Annotated in this window: 15 protein-coding genes and 4 pseudogenes; 10 read left to right on the top strand and 9 right to left on the bottom strand. The window is 58.1% G+C overall.

Features of this window, described 5'->3' with window-relative positions:
* Positions 1-132 precede the first annotated feature (132 nt).
* The 6 genes and pseudogenes from AC0L2P_RS24350 (at position 133) to AC0L2P_RS24325 (ending at position 5,926) form a co-directional block, all read left to right on the top strand.
* Positions 133-1,632, top strand: a complete 1,500-nt coding sequence (locus AC0L2P_RS24350) for an ATPase domain-containing protein (RefSeq protein WP_473504736.1) — start codon at positions 133-135, stop codon at positions 1,630-1,632.
* Positions 1,629-2,672, top strand: a complete 1,044-nt coding sequence (locus AC0L2P_RS24345) for a sensor histidine kinase (protein ID WP_473504734.1) — start codon at positions 1,629-1,631, stop codon at positions 2,670-2,672. The genes AC0L2P_RS24350 and AC0L2P_RS24345 overlap by 4 nt, the downstream gene beginning before the upstream one ends.
* 596 nt (positions 2,673-3,268) lie before the next feature.
* Positions 3,269-3,804 (top strand): annotated as a pseudogene (locus AC0L2P_RS24340) (MgtC/SapB family protein).
* Between the two features lie 492 nt (positions 3,805-4,296).
* Positions 4,297-4,524, top strand: coding sequence for a hypothetical protein (locus AC0L2P_RS24335; protein WP_473504732.1), 228 nt, complete (start codon positions 4,297-4,299; stop codon positions 4,522-4,524).
* A gap of 426 nt (positions 4,525-4,950) precedes the next feature.
* The gene (locus AC0L2P_RS24330; protein WP_473504730.1) at positions 4,951-5,349 is read left to right on the top strand and encodes a hypothetical protein; all 399 of its coding nucleotides are present in this window, start codon (positions 4,951-4,953) and stop codon (positions 5,347-5,349) included.
* A gap of 280 nt (positions 5,350-5,629) precedes the next feature.
* A complete protein-coding gene (locus AC0L2P_RS24325) occupies positions 5,630-5,926 on the top strand; it encodes a PRC-barrel domain containing protein (protein ID WP_352479193.1) in 297 nt (98 codons plus the stop codon).
* A gap of 26 nt (positions 5,927-5,952) precedes the next feature.
* Here AC0L2P_RS24325 and AC0L2P_RS24320 read toward each other — a convergent pair whose 3' ends face one another.
* Positions 5,953-6,174 (bottom strand): hypothetical protein, encoded by a 222-nt coding sequence (locus tag AC0L2P_RS24320; RefSeq protein WP_473504728.1) that lies wholly within the window; start codon positions 6,172-6,174, stop codon positions 5,953-5,955.
* On the opposite strand from AC0L2P_RS24320, the pseudogene AC0L2P_RS24315 reads away from it, so the two are divergent.
* Positions 6,161-7,126: pseudogene (locus AC0L2P_RS24315) on the top strand (YihY/virulence factor BrkB family protein). The gene AC0L2P_RS24320 and the pseudogene AC0L2P_RS24315 sit on opposite strands and share 14 nt — an antisense overlap.
* 271 nt (positions 7,127-7,397) lie before the next feature.
* Here AC0L2P_RS24315 and AC0L2P_RS24310 read toward each other — a convergent pair.
* The 6 genes from AC0L2P_RS24310 to AC0L2P_RS24285 form a co-directional block, all read right to left on the bottom strand.
* Positions 7,398-8,222, bottom strand: a complete 825-nt coding sequence (locus AC0L2P_RS24310; RefSeq protein ID WP_473504726.1) for a 5'-3' exonuclease — start codon at positions 8,220-8,222, stop codon at positions 7,398-7,400.
* A gap of 895 nt (positions 8,223-9,117) precedes the next feature.
* Positions 9,118-9,375, bottom strand: coding sequence for a helicase HerA-like domain-containing protein (locus tag AC0L2P_RS24305; protein WP_473504833.1), 258 nt, complete (start codon positions 9,373-9,375; stop codon positions 9,118-9,120).
* A 51-nt stretch (positions 9,376-9,426) separates the two neighbouring features.
* Positions 9,427-9,681 carry a hypothetical protein gene (locus AC0L2P_RS24300; protein ID WP_473504724.1) on the bottom strand — a complete coding sequence of 85 codons (255 nt, stop codon included), beginning with the start codon at positions 9,679-9,681 and terminating at the stop codon, positions 9,427-9,429.
* A gap of 265 nt (positions 9,682-9,946) precedes the next feature.
* A complete protein-coding gene (locus AC0L2P_RS24295; RefSeq protein WP_473504722.1) occupies positions 9,947-10,219 on the bottom strand; it encodes a hypothetical protein in 273 nt (90 codons plus the stop codon).
* Between the two features lie 277 nt (positions 10,220-10,496).
* The gene (locus AC0L2P_RS24290) at positions 10,497-10,763 is read right to left on the bottom strand and encodes a hypothetical protein (RefSeq protein WP_473504720.1); all 267 of its coding nucleotides are present in this window, start codon (positions 10,761-10,763) and stop codon (positions 10,497-10,499) included.
* A gap of 141 nt (positions 10,764-10,904) precedes the next feature.
* Positions 10,905-11,498 (bottom strand): tetratricopeptide repeat protein, encoded by a 594-nt coding sequence (locus AC0L2P_RS24285; protein ID WP_473504718.1) that lies wholly within the window; start codon positions 11,496-11,498, stop codon positions 10,905-10,907.
* 753 nt (positions 11,499-12,251) lie between these two features.
* Between AC0L2P_RS24285 and AC0L2P_RS24280 the strand changes: the two are divergent.
* The 3 genes and pseudogenes from AC0L2P_RS24280 to phnK form a co-directional block, all read left to right on the top strand.
* A pseudogene (locus AC0L2P_RS24280) lies at positions 12,252-12,785 on the top strand (TlpA disulfide reductase family protein); the annotation flags it as partial.
* Positions 12,786-13,027: 242 nt separating this feature from the next.
* The gene (locus AC0L2P_RS24275) at positions 13,028-13,399 is read left to right on the top strand and encodes an alpha-D-ribose 1-methylphosphonate 5-phosphate C-P-lyase PhnJ (RefSeq protein ID WP_473504831.1); all 372 of its coding nucleotides are present in this window, start codon (positions 13,028-13,030) and stop codon (positions 13,397-13,399) included.
* A gap of 147 nt (positions 13,400-13,546) precedes the next feature.
* Positions 13,547-13,687: pseudogene (gene phnK, locus AC0L2P_RS24270) on the top strand (phosphonate C-P lyase system protein PhnK); the annotation flags it as partial.
* A 72-nt stretch (positions 13,688-13,759) separates the two neighbouring features.
* Here phnK and aepY read toward each other — a convergent pair.
* Together aepY and AC0L2P_RS24260 are read right to left on the bottom strand one after the other, a co-directional pair.
* Positions 13,760-14,911, bottom strand: coding sequence for a phosphonopyruvate decarboxylase (aepY, locus tag AC0L2P_RS24265; RefSeq protein WP_473504716.1), 1,152 nt, complete (start codon positions 14,909-14,911; stop codon positions 13,760-13,762).
* Positions 14,912-14,980: 69 nt separating this feature from the next.
* Entirely contained in the window at positions 14,981-15,823 is an 843-nt protein-coding gene (locus AC0L2P_RS24260; protein WP_473504714.1) for an EamA family transporter, read from the bottom strand.
* Between the last annotated feature and the right edge of the window lie 4 nt (positions 15,824-15,827).

Here is a 15,827-nt window from a genome sequence, read left to right as displayed (position 1 = left end):
GGCCCCAGCACCTATCAGCCTCACCGACATGAGCGGCGTCGTGAGCAGTTTGTAGAGGAGGCTCTTGTCCAGCGGCTTGCGGCCTTCTGGAACCATCAAAACTGACAATCGTTACGCTGTTCACCAACGTATATGAGGGGCAACGTGAACGAAGATGACGCCTCACCATTAGCGACCGGGGTGGAAGGCCTCGACTATGTTTTGCGCGGGGGTTATGCCAAATTTCGGTCACACCTCGTTGAGGGAAGGCCTGGTTCGGGCAAGACCACGCTCGGGCTTCAGTTCCTTATCAAGGGGGCCTCGCAAGGCGAAAAATGCCTCTATATTACGCTATCCGAAAGCAAGCGCGAACTCGTATCCGTGGCAAGCAGGCACGGCTGGACTCTGGACGGGATAGAAATTCTGGAACTCGTTCCTCCAGAACTCAGCCTTGATCCCTCCCAGTTGCAGACGCTCGTGCATTCTTCTGACCTGGAACTCGGGGAGACCGTGCAGGCGGCCTTGGCTGAGATCGACCGTATTAAGCCAGAGCGCGTCGTATTCGATTCGCTTTCCGAAATCCGGCTGCTCTCGCAGGGCTCACTACGCTACCGCAGGCAGGTCCTGGCGCTGAAAAGCTTCTTTCTGCTCAACCACGCGACGGTGTTGTTACTCGACGACCTCACGGCCGAGCAGGATGACCTCAACCTGCATTCGATCAGCCATGGCGTCATCCGCATGGAGCAATTGACTCCGATCTATGGTGGCGAGCGGCGGCGCCTGCGGGTGATAAAGATGCGTGGGGTGCAAATACGTGGCGGTTACCACGACTTCGTTATCCGGCCGGGCGGAGTCACGGTCTTTCCGCGACTGGTCGCCGCCGAGCACCCTGAAGCCGAGCACGGCTCGCCGGCCTTAAGCGGAAATGCCGTGGACACTCTGGTCGGCGGCGGCCTCGATCGGGGTACAAGCACGCTCTTGATCGGCCCTTCGGGTGTGGGGAAGTCCACCATAGCCTGCTCCTACTGTCATGCAGGGCTGCGGCGCGGTGAGCGCGTGCTGGTTCTGCTCTTCGATGAAACTGATCGCATTTTCCTGGGACGTGCAGCTGGACTCGGTATGGATCTCAAGCCCTTCCTCCAAGACGGAATGCTCCTGCTCGAACAGATCGACCCGGCGGACCTTTCACCCGGCGAATTGTCCTCAAAGATCCAGATCGCAGTCGAGCGGTTTGATGCCCGGATCGTAGTGATCGACAGCCTCACGGGATATCTGAATTCGATGTCCCAAGAGCAGCACCTTGTGCTGCAGATGCATGAAATTCTCACCTACCTCAACCAGAAGGGCATCGTCACGATCCTGCTGCTCGCCAATCACGGGCTGATCGGCCAGACGGCGGCGCCAATCGACATGACCTATCTGTCTGATGCAGTGATGTTGCTGAGGTTTTTCGAAAGTGGCGGTCGCATTCGACGAGCGATTTCGGTAGTGAAGAGGCGGGTTGGTCCTCATGAGGACACTATCCGTGAATTCATGGTCAGCAGCCAGGGCATAGCTGTCGGCGAGCCGCTCGACCAATTCAGGGGGATACTTACAGGCGTGCCCTTTTTTGAGGGAAAACAAAGCGATCTGCTCGCTGACAAGAAGCCATGACGCCGAACGAACCCGTCGTACTTGTGCTCGCTCCGGTTGGTCGAGACGCTCAGCTAGCCGTCTCGATTCTGGCAAAACACGGGATCGGCACACGCATCTGTGCAAATCTGGATGAGGTTTTGCGGCTTCTCGACAGCGCACACTGCCTCGTCGTGGCCGAAGAAGCACTCATCAATTCCGACCGGAGCCAATTCGCCGCCTGGCTGCGCAACCAACCTGCATGGTCCGATTTTCCAGTGGTTCTTCTGGTCATGCGGGGAACGGAGTTCGACAAGCGTCTTGCGTTTCTAGATCGGTATCTCATCGTTCTCGAAAGGCCTTTCCTGGCCTCAAGCCTGGCCAATTCGGTGAGGTCGGCGTTGCGTGCGCGTGCACGCCAACTCGAGGTCAAGTCCCATCTTGAACAGAAACAGCAGGTCGCAGACCGTCAAAAGCTCTTGATCCGCGAGCTTCATCACCGGGTCAAAAACACCCTGGCCAACGTGCGAGCGATGATGGGAGCGACGGCCAGGTCCAGCGATAGCGTTGACAGCTTCGTGCGTGATTTCTCGGCAAGAATCGTGTCGCTTGCCGATACGCACTCAATGCTTACAGACGACTATTGGCAAACGGCCTCTTTACAGAAGTTGCTTGAGTCAGAACTGAGCCACTACGAGATCCATAGCGAGCCGCGAATATCACTGCATGGTCCGAATGTGGCCCTCGTCGCTGACATTGCGATACCTGTCGGCATGGCGTTTCATGAACTTGCCTCCAACTCAGCAAAATTCGGCGCCCTGTCGTGCCCGCAAGGCCGCCTTGAAGTGCGATGGTGGATACCCGATTCCGCAGGTGAGCAGGTCCTGCATCTCGATTGGCAGGAGCAAGACGGCCCCATTGTACAGCCGCCGAGTCGACGAGGCTATGGAACGACATTGCTGGAAAGGGTGGTTACAGTCCAATGCAATGCAAAGATCGAACTGCATTACAATCCTGACGGCCTGCGTTTCACTATGGCCTTGCCATTACGCGATACGAGGCTCGTGCCAGCGTACTCCTGAGACCCGCCGGACGCGACGAACTAGCCTGTGGCCGCAGCCGAAACGACTAATCAAAGCGCTGGCTCCGCGACTTTCTTCAGCGATTCGAGGGTACGCCACGATGCAGGTTGCGAGTTGGGGTCGCTATTCGGGCTCCTCAGGCCGCCCGGCGCCTGGCGGCACTACCTGGCCCACGCGCTGTCGAAGATACGTGAGCTGGTCGGGCCCCCCGTGACGTTGGGACAAACGCCGCTGCTAAGCCGACCTTTTGAGCTCCGCGACCTGAACGCCCAGCCGGAACGCCTGACCGTCTGCAAACGAGCGCGCGTAGCTCTCAGCTGTGAAAGGGACCGTGGTAGTCGTACCATTGACCGTCACGCGAACCGACCATTCTCTGGCCCTCACGATTTCAACGGCATGTTGCTCATGCGCAGCCATGCATTCCTCCCAGAATGGTACGTTGAGGAAGGGGAGGATAGCGTCGCAAAACTCGTTTGCATGCAAATATTCCGACACCGCAAGGTCGAAATGTCAAAACAGCGCACAGCTGCGGCACCCGCAGCGCTTGGGGAACCGGGCCGTCCCGATCACGTTGTGTCGGGCAACCTGGGTTACTCATGCAACAACTTCTCCAAGAATTCGGCCATCCGACATACGTACCGTTTCCGGTCATTGCGGCGAGGCTTCTACTGGCGTCGATCTTCGGTGCTGCGATCGGTTTCGAACGGGAATGGCGAAATCGGCCTGCAGGGCTTCGCACGCATATTTTGGTCTGCGTGGCAGCGGCTACGTTCGGCATTCTGACGATTGAAATCGTTCACGCGCCCATGTTTCTACAGGACTCCGTGAAGGTCGATCCGATTCGCGTCGTCGAAGCGGTCACCGCTGGCGTTGCCTTCCTTGCTGCCGGATCGATTTTGTTTCGAGAGGCGAGATCCACGGGCTGACGACCGGTGCGGGCATGTGGCTGTCTGGCGCAATTGGCGTGGCGTGCGGGCTTGGTCTGTGGCAGGTGGCGGCGCTCGGCACGCTTTTGGTGCTCGTCGCTGCAGGCCTTCTTTATAGTTTTGCAGCCAAGTCCGGCGTTGGCGAAAACACCCTGCAACGAAAGCCAATGTCGGGAGAGGATGTGTCCAAGCGGCGCAAAAGCTGAGGACAAAGGCGGATACATAGGTAGCCGCGCCGCCCAAGCTCAGAGCTAATAGTGCAGGTGCCGTGCAAGATGCATTGACCTCGGGGCGCAACGCCGATCCCATTGGGAACCAGCACAACGGCTCCAAAGCTACCCAAAAGGTTGGGTCCGGCCGACGAAACACGCGGCGCTCGGCACATCCGCTCTCGGGCAGCACGCGCAATGGGCGGGCTGGTAAGCCACGTCCCAGCTGTTCTCCCACGGGATGACGGCGTGATACCGCCAAAAGCGATAAGGTAAGGCATCGGAGTTGATGCCGTTGTGGCGGGCGCGAATGCCACCCTCCACAATGGGGGATGGAACAAGTTTATGTTCCGTTCTCACGAGTCAAGTTGTGGATTGTTCGATCCGTACCGAGCGAAATGCATTGTCATTTTTAAATGACTCCTTGGGCCGGCGGAGTCATTGTCCGCTGTCGTTCCATTCACCTGTCGCCAGCTGAGGAGGCCCCAGATGATTGATCGCATGAACATTGACCCAGCCCTTTACCCGACCGACTTGGAAGCCCTGAAATCCGTTTTCATCCAGATATGTGGGGAAGTGCATGTCGAGCCCGGCTCACCGGCAGCTGAGAAACTCGCAGCCGATCTTGTCCGGCTTTTCCAGAATGGCATGACCGATGAGACGATGCTGCTCATCGCGGCTCGGGCGCGTTTTCAGGCGGTCAAGCATGCAGGCTGACCTACTTCGGTGGTTGCACTTGGTGGAGGGCAAACCACGGCCACCGGCCCCCATCGGATCAGCCTTCGCGCCTTGGCCGATGTTGTCGAGGTTCGGCACCATGACCTGCAGCCCGGCGGTGTATTGAGCACAGTTAAACGCAGAGAAAATCGCCAACCAGGAGGCGCACCGGGTGCAGAGCCTGTCTAATCGTAGGAGGTGACCGCCACGGGAGCGAAGGCCGTGCCTGTCCTCTGAACCATGGTACTGAACGATTGGGCCTGTCAGCAATGCGTGAGCGCACAGTCTCGCGATGCTTCACCGGCTTCCGTCCGGCTGGGGGCCTATTGCGCAATATGCCGGCAGAATCCACAGACAGCTTCGCCCGTCGCACTTGCGAAATCCCCTTATCCTGAGCAATGCTCCACCCTAGGCAGGGGCTGGGGAATGACACTACAAGCAGTCGCATTGGTGGTGACATTGGTCGCCGCAACGCTCAACAATGATTTGCCTCCAAACGCCGTTGAAGGTGTGTGGATAAACGCTGACACCATGATCGCCGAAAGCCGGAAGATGAAAGCAAAGGGGATGATGCCGGCGTCTCTTGACTGCCGAATCGATAGCCTCTCCGGAACCGCAGCGGTTTACTCGATGAAAATCGTCTGGGTGCCAAACGAAGCCGGCATTCTATGGCGCTTCGGAGTAGGCACGGCCGAAGAAAACGCCAAGGCAGAAGAAGGAAATCGGGCATCAGGTATTCGCGAAGTGTGGTCGAAACAATTGATTGACAAGGCTTCGGACTGGCACGCCTCGTGTGTGCTTTGGGAAGGTCCGAGTCGTAGATGACGATGCCCGGATGACTTATGCAGGGCGTAGCTATTCGGATCACTTCGGGGCTTACGCGAGGCGTTGAACAGGTCCAGTGAGGCCGGTCCGCGTCAGCGGTCGGAAGTTTAGACGAGCGTAAAGGTCGGACCCAACGCCAGCTCGTCTAGGGGATCGGCGACAGCAAAGCGCCTGCCATATCCCCGCTCGGTGCCCTCGGCGAACGACACTCGTGAATGATGGTTCGGAACGGTTGGCCCCGTCGGAGGTTACCTCAGTCCAACGGAGAGGAGACTCCAAAATGGACCACACCAATCACGTACGGCTTTCGAGTTCTGAATTGCGCGCTGACGTTGTTGAGGGAGCGACTATCTACGGTCGCGACGATGAGGAAATCAGTTCAGTCGACCACATCCATGGAACGGGTGAGCATGCGCAAGTCGTCTTCGATGTTGGTGGTTTCCTCGGCATAGGCTCAAAGCGCGTGGCCTTATATGCAACACAGCTCGATTTTATGCGGGACGAAGACGGCACCGTGCATGCCATCACACAAATGACCACCGAGCAGCTGAAGGCCCTGCCAGAGCATTTTGACTAAAATCAGGCTTCGGCGATTCTCGACCGTCAGATATTGTCAAGCGTGAAGGTCGATCCGAGTGCGAGCTCGTTGAGAGCGTCGACGAAGGCATCAACCTGTTCGTCAAATTGTCCATTCGGCAACGAACAGACTTTCTGCAGCTGGCGGATGATTATTTGCGAGCGCAGGTCTGCACCTGCATCTATTCGCGCGCCTAAACGTTTGCCGTCGAGGAAGATGCGACGGACTGCTGTTATGTCGAAGAACAAAGCCGAGGATTCCGACAAAAACCAAGTGCAACTGGAGCGGCGGGCTGGACAGGAGGGCCGCGGACGCGATGCCGAACGGCCATCGCAGATTTCCGGCCGCGGCTGGAGGGACGTGCTGTGGCGGGTGTCGGCTGAGGTAATGGAGGACCGTGTCACGCTGATTGCGGCCGGAGCCACGTTCTATCTGCTTCTTGCCCTGTTTCCAGCGCTTGCCGCCTTCGTGTCCATCTACGGCTTCGTCGCCGATCCTCACACCATCGCCGAGCACATTTCATTCCTTGGCGGCATACTGCCTTCGGGTGGTTTGGAGCTTATCAGATCGCAACTTAACTCATTGGCTGCTCAGAGCACCGGCGCGCTCAGCTTTGGCTTTATCTTCGGTCTTGCCGTCGCACTGTGGAGCGCCAACAGCGGCATCAAAACGCTGTTCGAAGCGATGAACATCGCCTACGAGGAGACTGAAAAGCGCGGCTTATCGTACCCGCAATGCTTGCGCTGCTGAACCTGGGCGGCTGGACCGAAAGCCTTGTGCGGATCTTGCGGTGGCCGGTTTTGCTGATCATGGTCGGAATCGGAATTACGCTGATCTATCGCTACGGCCCTAGCCGCGAAAAGGCGAAGTGGCGATGGGCCACATGGGGGGCCTTCCTCTCGGCTGTAGTATGGATCGCGGTCTCGGTGGGTTTCTCCTTTTATCTTGAAAACTTCGCGAACTACAACGCGACCTACGGAGCCCTGGGGGCGGTCATCGGCTTGATGATGTGGACCTGGATTTCCATGATTATCCTGATTATAGGTGCGGAGCTAAATGCTGGAGCATCAGACGGTCAAGGACACCACCACAGGTGCGCAGCAGCCGATGGGTGCGCGAGGTGCCACGGTCGCGGACACGCTGGGGAGATCGGCCGATGCCGCCGACAAGCAGTCACGTTTGGACGAGCGCAAACCGTAGCACCTTACTGTACATCTGCCGCAACCTCGCTTGCGCCAATAACGTGTTAGGGGCACGACCCGGACACGTCCATCCTTGTATCTAGGTCGTAGATCTGAAGCCAGAATGCGATGGAACGCCGGATGCTGCGTGAGCGCCTGTCACCCGCCGGAACATTTGGCTGTGTGTTCTTCAAGACTTCAAGACTGTTGCCGCGCGTACGGTACCCCTGTGCGATTGGGGAATCGGCACTGGCCTTCCAAAGTCCGCTTCCAGACCTCGCTTCCCGAAGTCAGTTGCGGCCAGCCTTGAGCGCACGTGCGAGGAGCCGGGTGTCATTTAGCTGGACCACGCACGTCTCGAACGCTTTGGTCGGGCCGCGCCAGCGCAGCTCTTCGACATTCTCAAACAGCCGAGCGTCCGTACGCAGCGTCGCGAGTTTTTTGAACAAAAGCGCGAGCTCTCTACGCTTGCCGAGGGCTTCAAGCGGAAAGCTTTCAAGAGGGCCATACCGGCCAAGCAGCCGGGCGGCCGAGACCAGGCCGATGCCTTCGAGACCCGGATAGCCATCCGCGGCATCACCGACGAGCGCCAGGAAATCTGGAATCAGGGCCGGCTCAACTCCGAACTTCTCGCGTACGCCGGCGGCATCGCGAATCTTCTGCGTCCTGCGGTCTACCTGGACCACATGGTCACCACGCACACACTGTGCGAGATCCTTATCCGGCGTCCAGATGCACACCTTCTGGACGCGCTCATCGGCAGCCGCGCCGTGTGCCGCGGAGGCCAGCGCGTCGTCGGCTTCCAGCTCGATCATCGGCCAGACTGCCAGTCCCATCGCCACCAGGGTTTCCTCGAGGGAATGAAACTGCGCGAGCAATGCCGGCTCGATGCCATCCCCGGTCTTGTAGCCGGGCCAGAGCTGATTTCTGAACGATTCGATTACATGATCGGTAGCCACCCCAATGTGTGTGGCGCCATTCTCGATCATCTCCAGCACTGTGTTCAGCACGCCAACGACTGCGCCAAACGGCTTGTCTTGCCCGTTGTTGAACCGGCGTTGGCCATAGAAGTGGCGAAACAGCTCGTATGTGCCGTCTACTAGATGAACGATCATCTCAATCCTCGAGGAAGCTCTCGGCCGTCCCCCTACGCCGACCGCACGCCATGTCTCCGCCGCAGCAGCCGTCGAGCTTGATCTCGTGAATCCAGTGTTCGCCCTCGGGTGGCTTCGCAACCAGCTAGGACTCCATCGGCGGATGAACTCGAGGCGGCCCTTGCTACTCACTGGCTTACGCACGGGATCGAGTCTAGGCCCGATCGCACTGGCGCTGGTAAATTAGCAATCATGCATGAACGGGCGTATAATCCGCTCCAGCTGGGGGCGAACGCTCTCAGCCGGTACGCCGAGCGGCCAAATCGTCCGCCAAATGCCGTGGCGCTATCAGGTGATGTGGGTAACGACGTGAGACGGGATAAGCACAATCCGCCAACTATGAAGGGCAAAATCCAAGGGTCGCCGGACAACGACGAACCGGGGCACTTGGAGTTCTGCCCAATTTGCGGCCAGACATTCGACAAGCGAAACCTTGTCGAAGTGCTGCATCATCACCTTCCCGAGCATGAGCCGTTCGCAACGGATAGGTGACGGAGGTCGAAGCCGCTCGATTTTCCGCGAGTTGGATAAAAAGTCCCGCCGCACATGCCAGGACGGCGGGACCCGATCAAGTGCACCAGGCCGGGGGGATGCGGGGGCGGTGCACGCGGACCGTCAGGGACTTTAGGCGCGTCAATTGCGATGCGTCCACCAACCGACGGTTGGAGCGAAATTCGGCCGACAAGGTCACATCCGGGTTCACTATCGCGGCCACCAGACGATACCGGAAGTGGTTGCGGATGTGGTCGTTGAAGTAGCGGCCTTTGACGAAGGCGGTTTTTAACGCGGCGAAGGTCTTCGGCGGGACGCATGTTGGGATCGCGGAGGCAGAGCCGCAATTCTGCGATGATCTCCGTTAGTAGCGCGTCTTTGTCATGGCCTTCATGTCGAGCAGATCGCACCTACCGCTGGATATGGTCTTCGCTTCGAGACCATCGTCACCACCGACGCGGGCGATCCCCTCGCCTCCATCATCCGCCGCATGAACGCGCGTCCTGCGGATGGAGAGCAGCCACAGCAGGAACGTCGCGGAAAGCTTCGGCGCCTCGAGCAATTGGTCGGCGTGCAGCAGATTGATCGTGCCCCTGCCCCGGTCTCCAAAGCCATCACGTATTTCCGGCAGAGACAGAGGCGAAAATAGAAGGAGCGCCTGAGCTGGCGGCCGTCACCGTAGGGATACTGAGATCCAGCTGCCGACATGCTCAAAGCCGCCAGCGACAAGCATCCCCACATGAAGCGGCTCTTTGTCAGGTTTGGCCGTCATCGTATTGGAGGGGCGCCCGTTGCGACCTTTCTGGCCAAGGTTTGAACCTTGAAGCCCACCGTAGGCATGTTGATAACGGATGCCGAGGGCGCGAGCGATCTCGGCCGTGGTCATGCCGGATTTAGGCAATTCGCGAATCTTTTCGGATTTGCTCATGCCGCCAAAGATACCAGTGGCCGCTGATTTGGTCGATGATGCTGCGGGATCCTATCGGTCTCTGCGGCATACCAGAGGTCACCGACAAATACGAAGCATACGCAACAGGGCCTACGTCATGCTGATGGACGAAGGCGCCACCGCGAGCGAGATCGCGGGCTATCTATTCACCGTGGCCACCTATACATGGGACTAACCGACTGCGGGCGGCTAGCCGAGAGAAGCGATCAGGTCGCCAAGCTACTCTTCAGTCTCCGACCTGAGTTCAGTACCCACTGATGCAGCAATTCGAGGCTGCCGGAGTGCAGCGCGGCCCCGAAGCAGACCGTGAAACGATCGCACTCGCGAATTGACGCTGCCCGGCGGTTGGCGAAGTTTGCTCACAAGGGCCGTACTTGTTCAACCGATGCTGATCCAGATGTGCGAGCAGCGCATCGATTTGCCGCCCATCCAGCGCCTCGAAGGCTGTGCATATATCGATCCCGCACGTCTCCAGGATTTCGCGGGCGCGCTTCGCATTTTCAATCCGTTCATGCATCAGGGTAGTCTCCGATTATGGCGGCAGTCGCTTTGGTCAGCATAATCGCTACCGCAGAGATTGCCAGACCGAAAAGCCAATCCGGGCGGCCTTGGCCGGATGGCTACGCTGAGCCGCACGAAGTTAGGATACTTCCGATATGAGGCGAGCAGCCTGGCGCTTTGGGCCGGAACCGGGATGGCCACTTTCAGGGATGGACGCTTTCGCAGGCCTCGCTCCGGTGCCGCTCCGTCCGCCACCTCGTGGCGTGTGGTATGACACCGCCGCCGAAATACGACTAGTCCGGCAGGCCCGCCAGACGCCAGCCATCAACAAACGGCTGCGCAGTGCTCATACTCCTAAAGGGTGAGTTCGCCGCCAAATCAGCGGACCTCCAATTTGGATTGCCCGCAAGAAATAGGCGGGCTTCCTCCTGTGCCTCAAGAACTCGGCCGGCGAGGGCAAGCGCGGCAAGCAGGTGCTCCCTCGAACCCGTCCCGTAGGTTCCTTCCCGGCTCAAGGTCACAACAGCGTCATCGCACTGACCGAAGGAAATCTGCGCCATTCCCATGATCCAGAAATACCAACCGGGTGGACGAGGATTTAAACGGAGCGCCTTGGGACAAGCTAATCAGCGCCGCTTACTGCTTGGCTAAATAGATTTGAAGCTCACCAATCCATGCAACCGCATCTGCATTATTGGGATTTAGCCGAACGGCAGCATCAAATTGGAATCTTGCTTCATCCTATTGCGCTCGTAAATCTGAACGCAGCCCAGGATCCTGCGAACGTGGGAATCGCCGGGATCGATTTCCCAGGCTCGTTGCGCATGCATCAGAGCCTTTGCGCGACCGGGTATCTGTGGTTCTCCCCAGATAACCCAGCCAAATAGCAGTGAGACGGCAAGATTGCTGTGCGCTTCGCTGTAGTTTGGATCGAGTTGAACAGCACGCTCCAAATCAGCACACGCCTCACTGTTGTCTGATCTGGAAACGTTGCATTTGCCTCGCGACCTAACACAAAGATCATAGGCTTCGAGATTTGACGGTTGGGAACGGGCAGCGATATTCTCTTCACCAAGCTTGCCAGAAATCGCTTCAACAACGCGTCGCGTGACCTCGTCCTGAACGTCGAAGATGTCGGCGATATCGCGGTCGAACCGCTCAGCCCAGATGTGATTGCCGCCTTGCGATCCATTGATAAGCTGCACATTGACAGGAACGAAAGAGCAGAGCTTCGCATAGACGCGCGGAATGTCTACGGCCGCCGGTTCCGTGGTCAGTGGGTCGGGATGGCGCACTCAGAAGCCGAGCTTGAGGTCGTTGTTCCAGCGGTGCAACAAACTGTTGTAACAATGCGCGAAAAGCTAAACGATTTCCGCCCATTAGACGTTAGCTCGAAAGACGCGTGGTCCGCCAAACCATATGTGTGGGCCTGTTCCACCGGCTAGAACCAGAGGATCTAAAAGATCCAGTATCTAAGGGCTACCAGCGCCTATTTCTCCAGCGTGCCATAATTAGGCGACCAAGAGACGGTGATCGGAATGGAGGAAGGCTGCCAATCGGCCAGTGCTCGTCCGGTGTATAACCTCCGGTGAGATGATGCCGCTCGAGTTCTCGGGTCGAGCTTGCGACGTCTCGGTTTAGGGCAACGATGCATGGGGACGATGTCATGCAGCGTGTGGCACGCGCTCTCATGGCCCCGGCACTTCGGGACCGTGCGGATGGCCACGCTTTTTGTGGCGGCGCAAAGCGCTTGATCCGTGTCCAAAACCCGACAGCGGCACAAAACACGTCAAGTGCATGACAACCGGCCATCTTGGGAATGCGGAGGTTTTTCCGGATATTCACGCGCTTACGCGACGCTGACCGCGCTGGCACGGCCTTTGCTGATTGAGCCGCGGCAACACTGAGTGAGGTGACTGCACACAGACGCGCAAAACGAGCGATGACCTCTTCCGTTGAACCCGTGTGTCCCCTCTCTAACGGATCTAACGGAAAACAAGCTCGCTCATGAAGTCCCGCATCCTTTGGCAATAGCTTTGGAGATCAGCATGGTATTGCAGATGGAGTCCCCGGCTCCTTCGATTCAAGTGGAAACTTGGCTGCGCGGCGAGGCCCTCACGAGCTTTCAGCCCGGCAAAGTTTACATCGTCGAATTTTGGGCAACGTGGTGCGAACCATGTGTGAACGCGATGCACCATCTGATGCAGCTGCAGGAAAAATACCAGGACAGCGGAGTTGAGGTCGTCGGGGTCGCGGCGAATGAACACGCTCCAACGGCCGTTGAGGCCCGAACCAAGTTGGACGCGTGGTTGACCGAAAAGTGCTCGAATCTGAGCTATCGGATCGGCTTCGATCACACAGGCGCAATGAACAAGCTTTGGATGGAGCCCAGCCTTTCTGTCGTGATTCCGACCTCGTTCGTGGTCGACCGAGACGGCCACATTGCCTTTATCGGTTATCCGATGCACCTCGATGAGGTTTTGCCGAAAGTGCTTAACGGCAGTTGGCGCACCAGCGATCAAGCAAAATCCGTCGATCCCGAGCGCATCGCCACAAACCAACCCATAGCGCGCGAACAAGCCTAAGATAGCCGGTCGCAAAGCGACCGCCGTAAGTTCCTGTTATCCGGCGGTCGCCCGGTATTGTCATGAGGGCGGCAACAAGGATCGCGCGATCGAGCTGACGAATTGGCAGTGAAGTCGCTGGACGGCCGGAGCCTATGGCGGACGGACTGAAACCTTAGGCCTTGGCTAACTGCAAGGCTGAGAAGGTCGTTGCGGCGCTCTCTGTAGACCCGACCCAGGCCACGGAATATCCTACACTGGTGAACGGCCCTTTCGCCGATACCGCGCTGGGATGTGCCGAAGCTCCAATGGCGCGACACCTGGCCCCTTTGTCGGCCGAGCGAGAGAAGCGGCCTTATGCCGTTCCACCCTTCAAAGGGTGCAACCGCTCGCCTTTTCGATGTCCGTACAGCGTCGAGGATCACGCCCGCCACACCTGCTTCCGTTCGGACCTGAAAGGGTCCTTCATGAACGAGATCCCTCAGGCCGACGGCAGCTCGCGCTTTGAAGTTTCCGATGCGGCCTCGGAACAAAGGCCGTCCCGCGCGCCGCCGGCGAAGACATTCGCATCGGAGCAACTTGGTACCACGAAGGGGAGAAGCGATGAACGTGACCGACAGTCCCCCGATTAAACGCGAGCTCGACAAGCCTCGCCTTAGACGCACCGAGCCAGTCGTGGCGACGCCCGGCGTATCCCATACCTTCGGGCCGACCAGGGCCTTGATTGGTGTCGATTTCTACGTCTATCTAGGTGAGGTTCTCGGCACGTCGGGGAGTCCGGGTCCGGCAAGTCCACGCTGCTCAAAGTGATGAATTTGGAAGATACTCCGAACGAGGGCAGCTATCGCCTCGCGATAACTGGAGCAGGCGACAACGTCTTCGAGCTCACTCTTGTCTCGCAGAGTCTCGCTAACGCGTGAGGGTGATCGCTTGCAGTCGACAGACGCGCATTCGCAAGGCAAATCGCCTTCGACAGACGATCACTGGTGCAATTAAGGAACCGTGTCCCGGTGATCCCGAACCCCCACGGTTGCAAGGAAGTCGTTCTTGTAATCCGACAGCGGGCGATCGGGCCTTGGCAGTTTTCCGAAGCTCTGGAGACCGCACCGGATCTCGAAAAACGCGGGGACGGTGTGACTAGCGACTTCCTCCAGCGCGGATTTGAGGTATCGTTCGTTCGTGACCCTTTGACACCATGCGTATCCCATTCCCTCCGCGATCTTCGCCAGATCGGCAGAAGCCGAGCAAGTGGGAAAGCCACCGACCGAATTATGGCAACCATTGTTTAGCACGATGTGTTTGAAGCGTCCGCCCTGACCAGGGATGACCGCATTGCTGATACCGTGCATCAGAAATGCTCCGTCGCCATCAATGCAGTACACGTCGCGGCTCCCGTCCGCTCCCGAAGCGCCTGCTGCAAAGCTTGAGGCGAAACCCATGCCGCCGACGCATGGAATGTGGGTAAATCTCCGCTCTCCGCCACGCTCGCTTTCGAACAGCATGACCTCGCGAGCGGTGTAGCCCGTGCTGCTGAAGACGACGCTTCCTTCGCGGATCGATTCCAGTATGGCAGTAACCGCTACCACGCGATCAACGCTTTCCTCGAACTTCGGGATAGAAAGGGCGGTCTCGGCTGCAGTCTCACGCGGAGCGACAAACGCACTGCGCCGTACAAGCAGCGCGGCGTGCCGCCTTTTTTTATGGCTCTCCAGGATGTATCGGCGAACTCGATCTTGTGCCGTTCTGGCGTCCACAATCAGAGGATCTATCCCCAACAGGTCGAGCATGGATTCGGTAATTCTGCCCATGGCCATGTGTTGTGCCTCGTCTTTTGTTCCAGGCTCACCCCGCCATCCCACGATCAAGGTGAGCGGAATATCGTAGACGATTGGCGAGAACATCGACACGAGCGGGTTGAGCGCATTCGGAAGCCCGGAATTCTGCATATAAACTCCGGACGGCTGCTTTGACGCCATCGACCTACCTGCGGCCATCGCCACCGCGCTGCCTTCACACGCGGCAATCTGGTGCACGATGTTGGGGTGGTCGTTCAGCTCAACGATGAATGGTTTGAGGGCGGAATCCGGCACGCCAGAAATGTAATCAATGCCGACCGCTGATAATGCATCCAATAATACCGCCATGTTGAACTCCAAAAACAGAGAAACCGTAACCGCTCGCGGTCCCCTCCGATTACCGTTTGCAGGTCTCGTTTAAGCCCAGACCCGAAGAAGCACGACGCCAACTAGCGTCACTGCAAGAGCCACCCGGCGGGTCCGGTTGAAATGTTCGCCGAGCACCAGAGCGCCGAACAATGCAGCGAACACCATGCTGGTCTCGCGTATCGCTGCGACGAGCGCGATGGGCGCTGCCGTCGAAGCCCAGATCACGATCACATACGCCGACGTAGCGACAGCGCCGGCGACGGCGCCCGTTTTCCAAACTGTTATCATTTCCGTTCCAAGCGCGCGTCCACGTTCACCGATCGCGAGCAAAAGTGTCGGAAGGCCGCCAACAAGCATCAGCCAAACGATGTAGGTCCACGCAGTATCCGAACTCCGAGCGCCAATCCCGTCCATAAGCGTGTAACCGGCGGTACAAATCCCAGTCCCGACGGCAGATTTAAGCGCGTGTCTTTCTATTGCTTTGGCTTTCATCGTCAGCGATAAACTCATTGTTCCCAGCGCGATAAGTCCGACCGAGATCGCCGCAGGAATTGATATCGTTTCACCGATAAGTGTCATCGAACCGAGCGCCACGAGAAGAGGTGATGTTCCCCGGGCAATCGGATAGACGTAGCTGAGTTCACCGAACCGGTATGATCGAATCAAAAACCAGTAATAGCCAGTGTGGATCGCCGTCGACGCGAGCAGATATGGCCACGCTGCGGACGGAAGGACACCTACTAAAGCAACGGCCGCAAGTGCGAATATGATCTGAGCCGTCTTAATCACCGAGACGACCGCCAGCTTATTCCCATTGACTTTCACCAAGGCGTTCCACGTCGCGTGAAATATTGCAGCGCTTAATACGAGGCAGAAAACACCGAGCGACATCTCT

It is taken from the genome of Mesorhizobium sp. WSM4836 (assembly GCF_055811815.1).
This window is presented reverse-complemented; position numbering and strand designations above follow the sequence as displayed.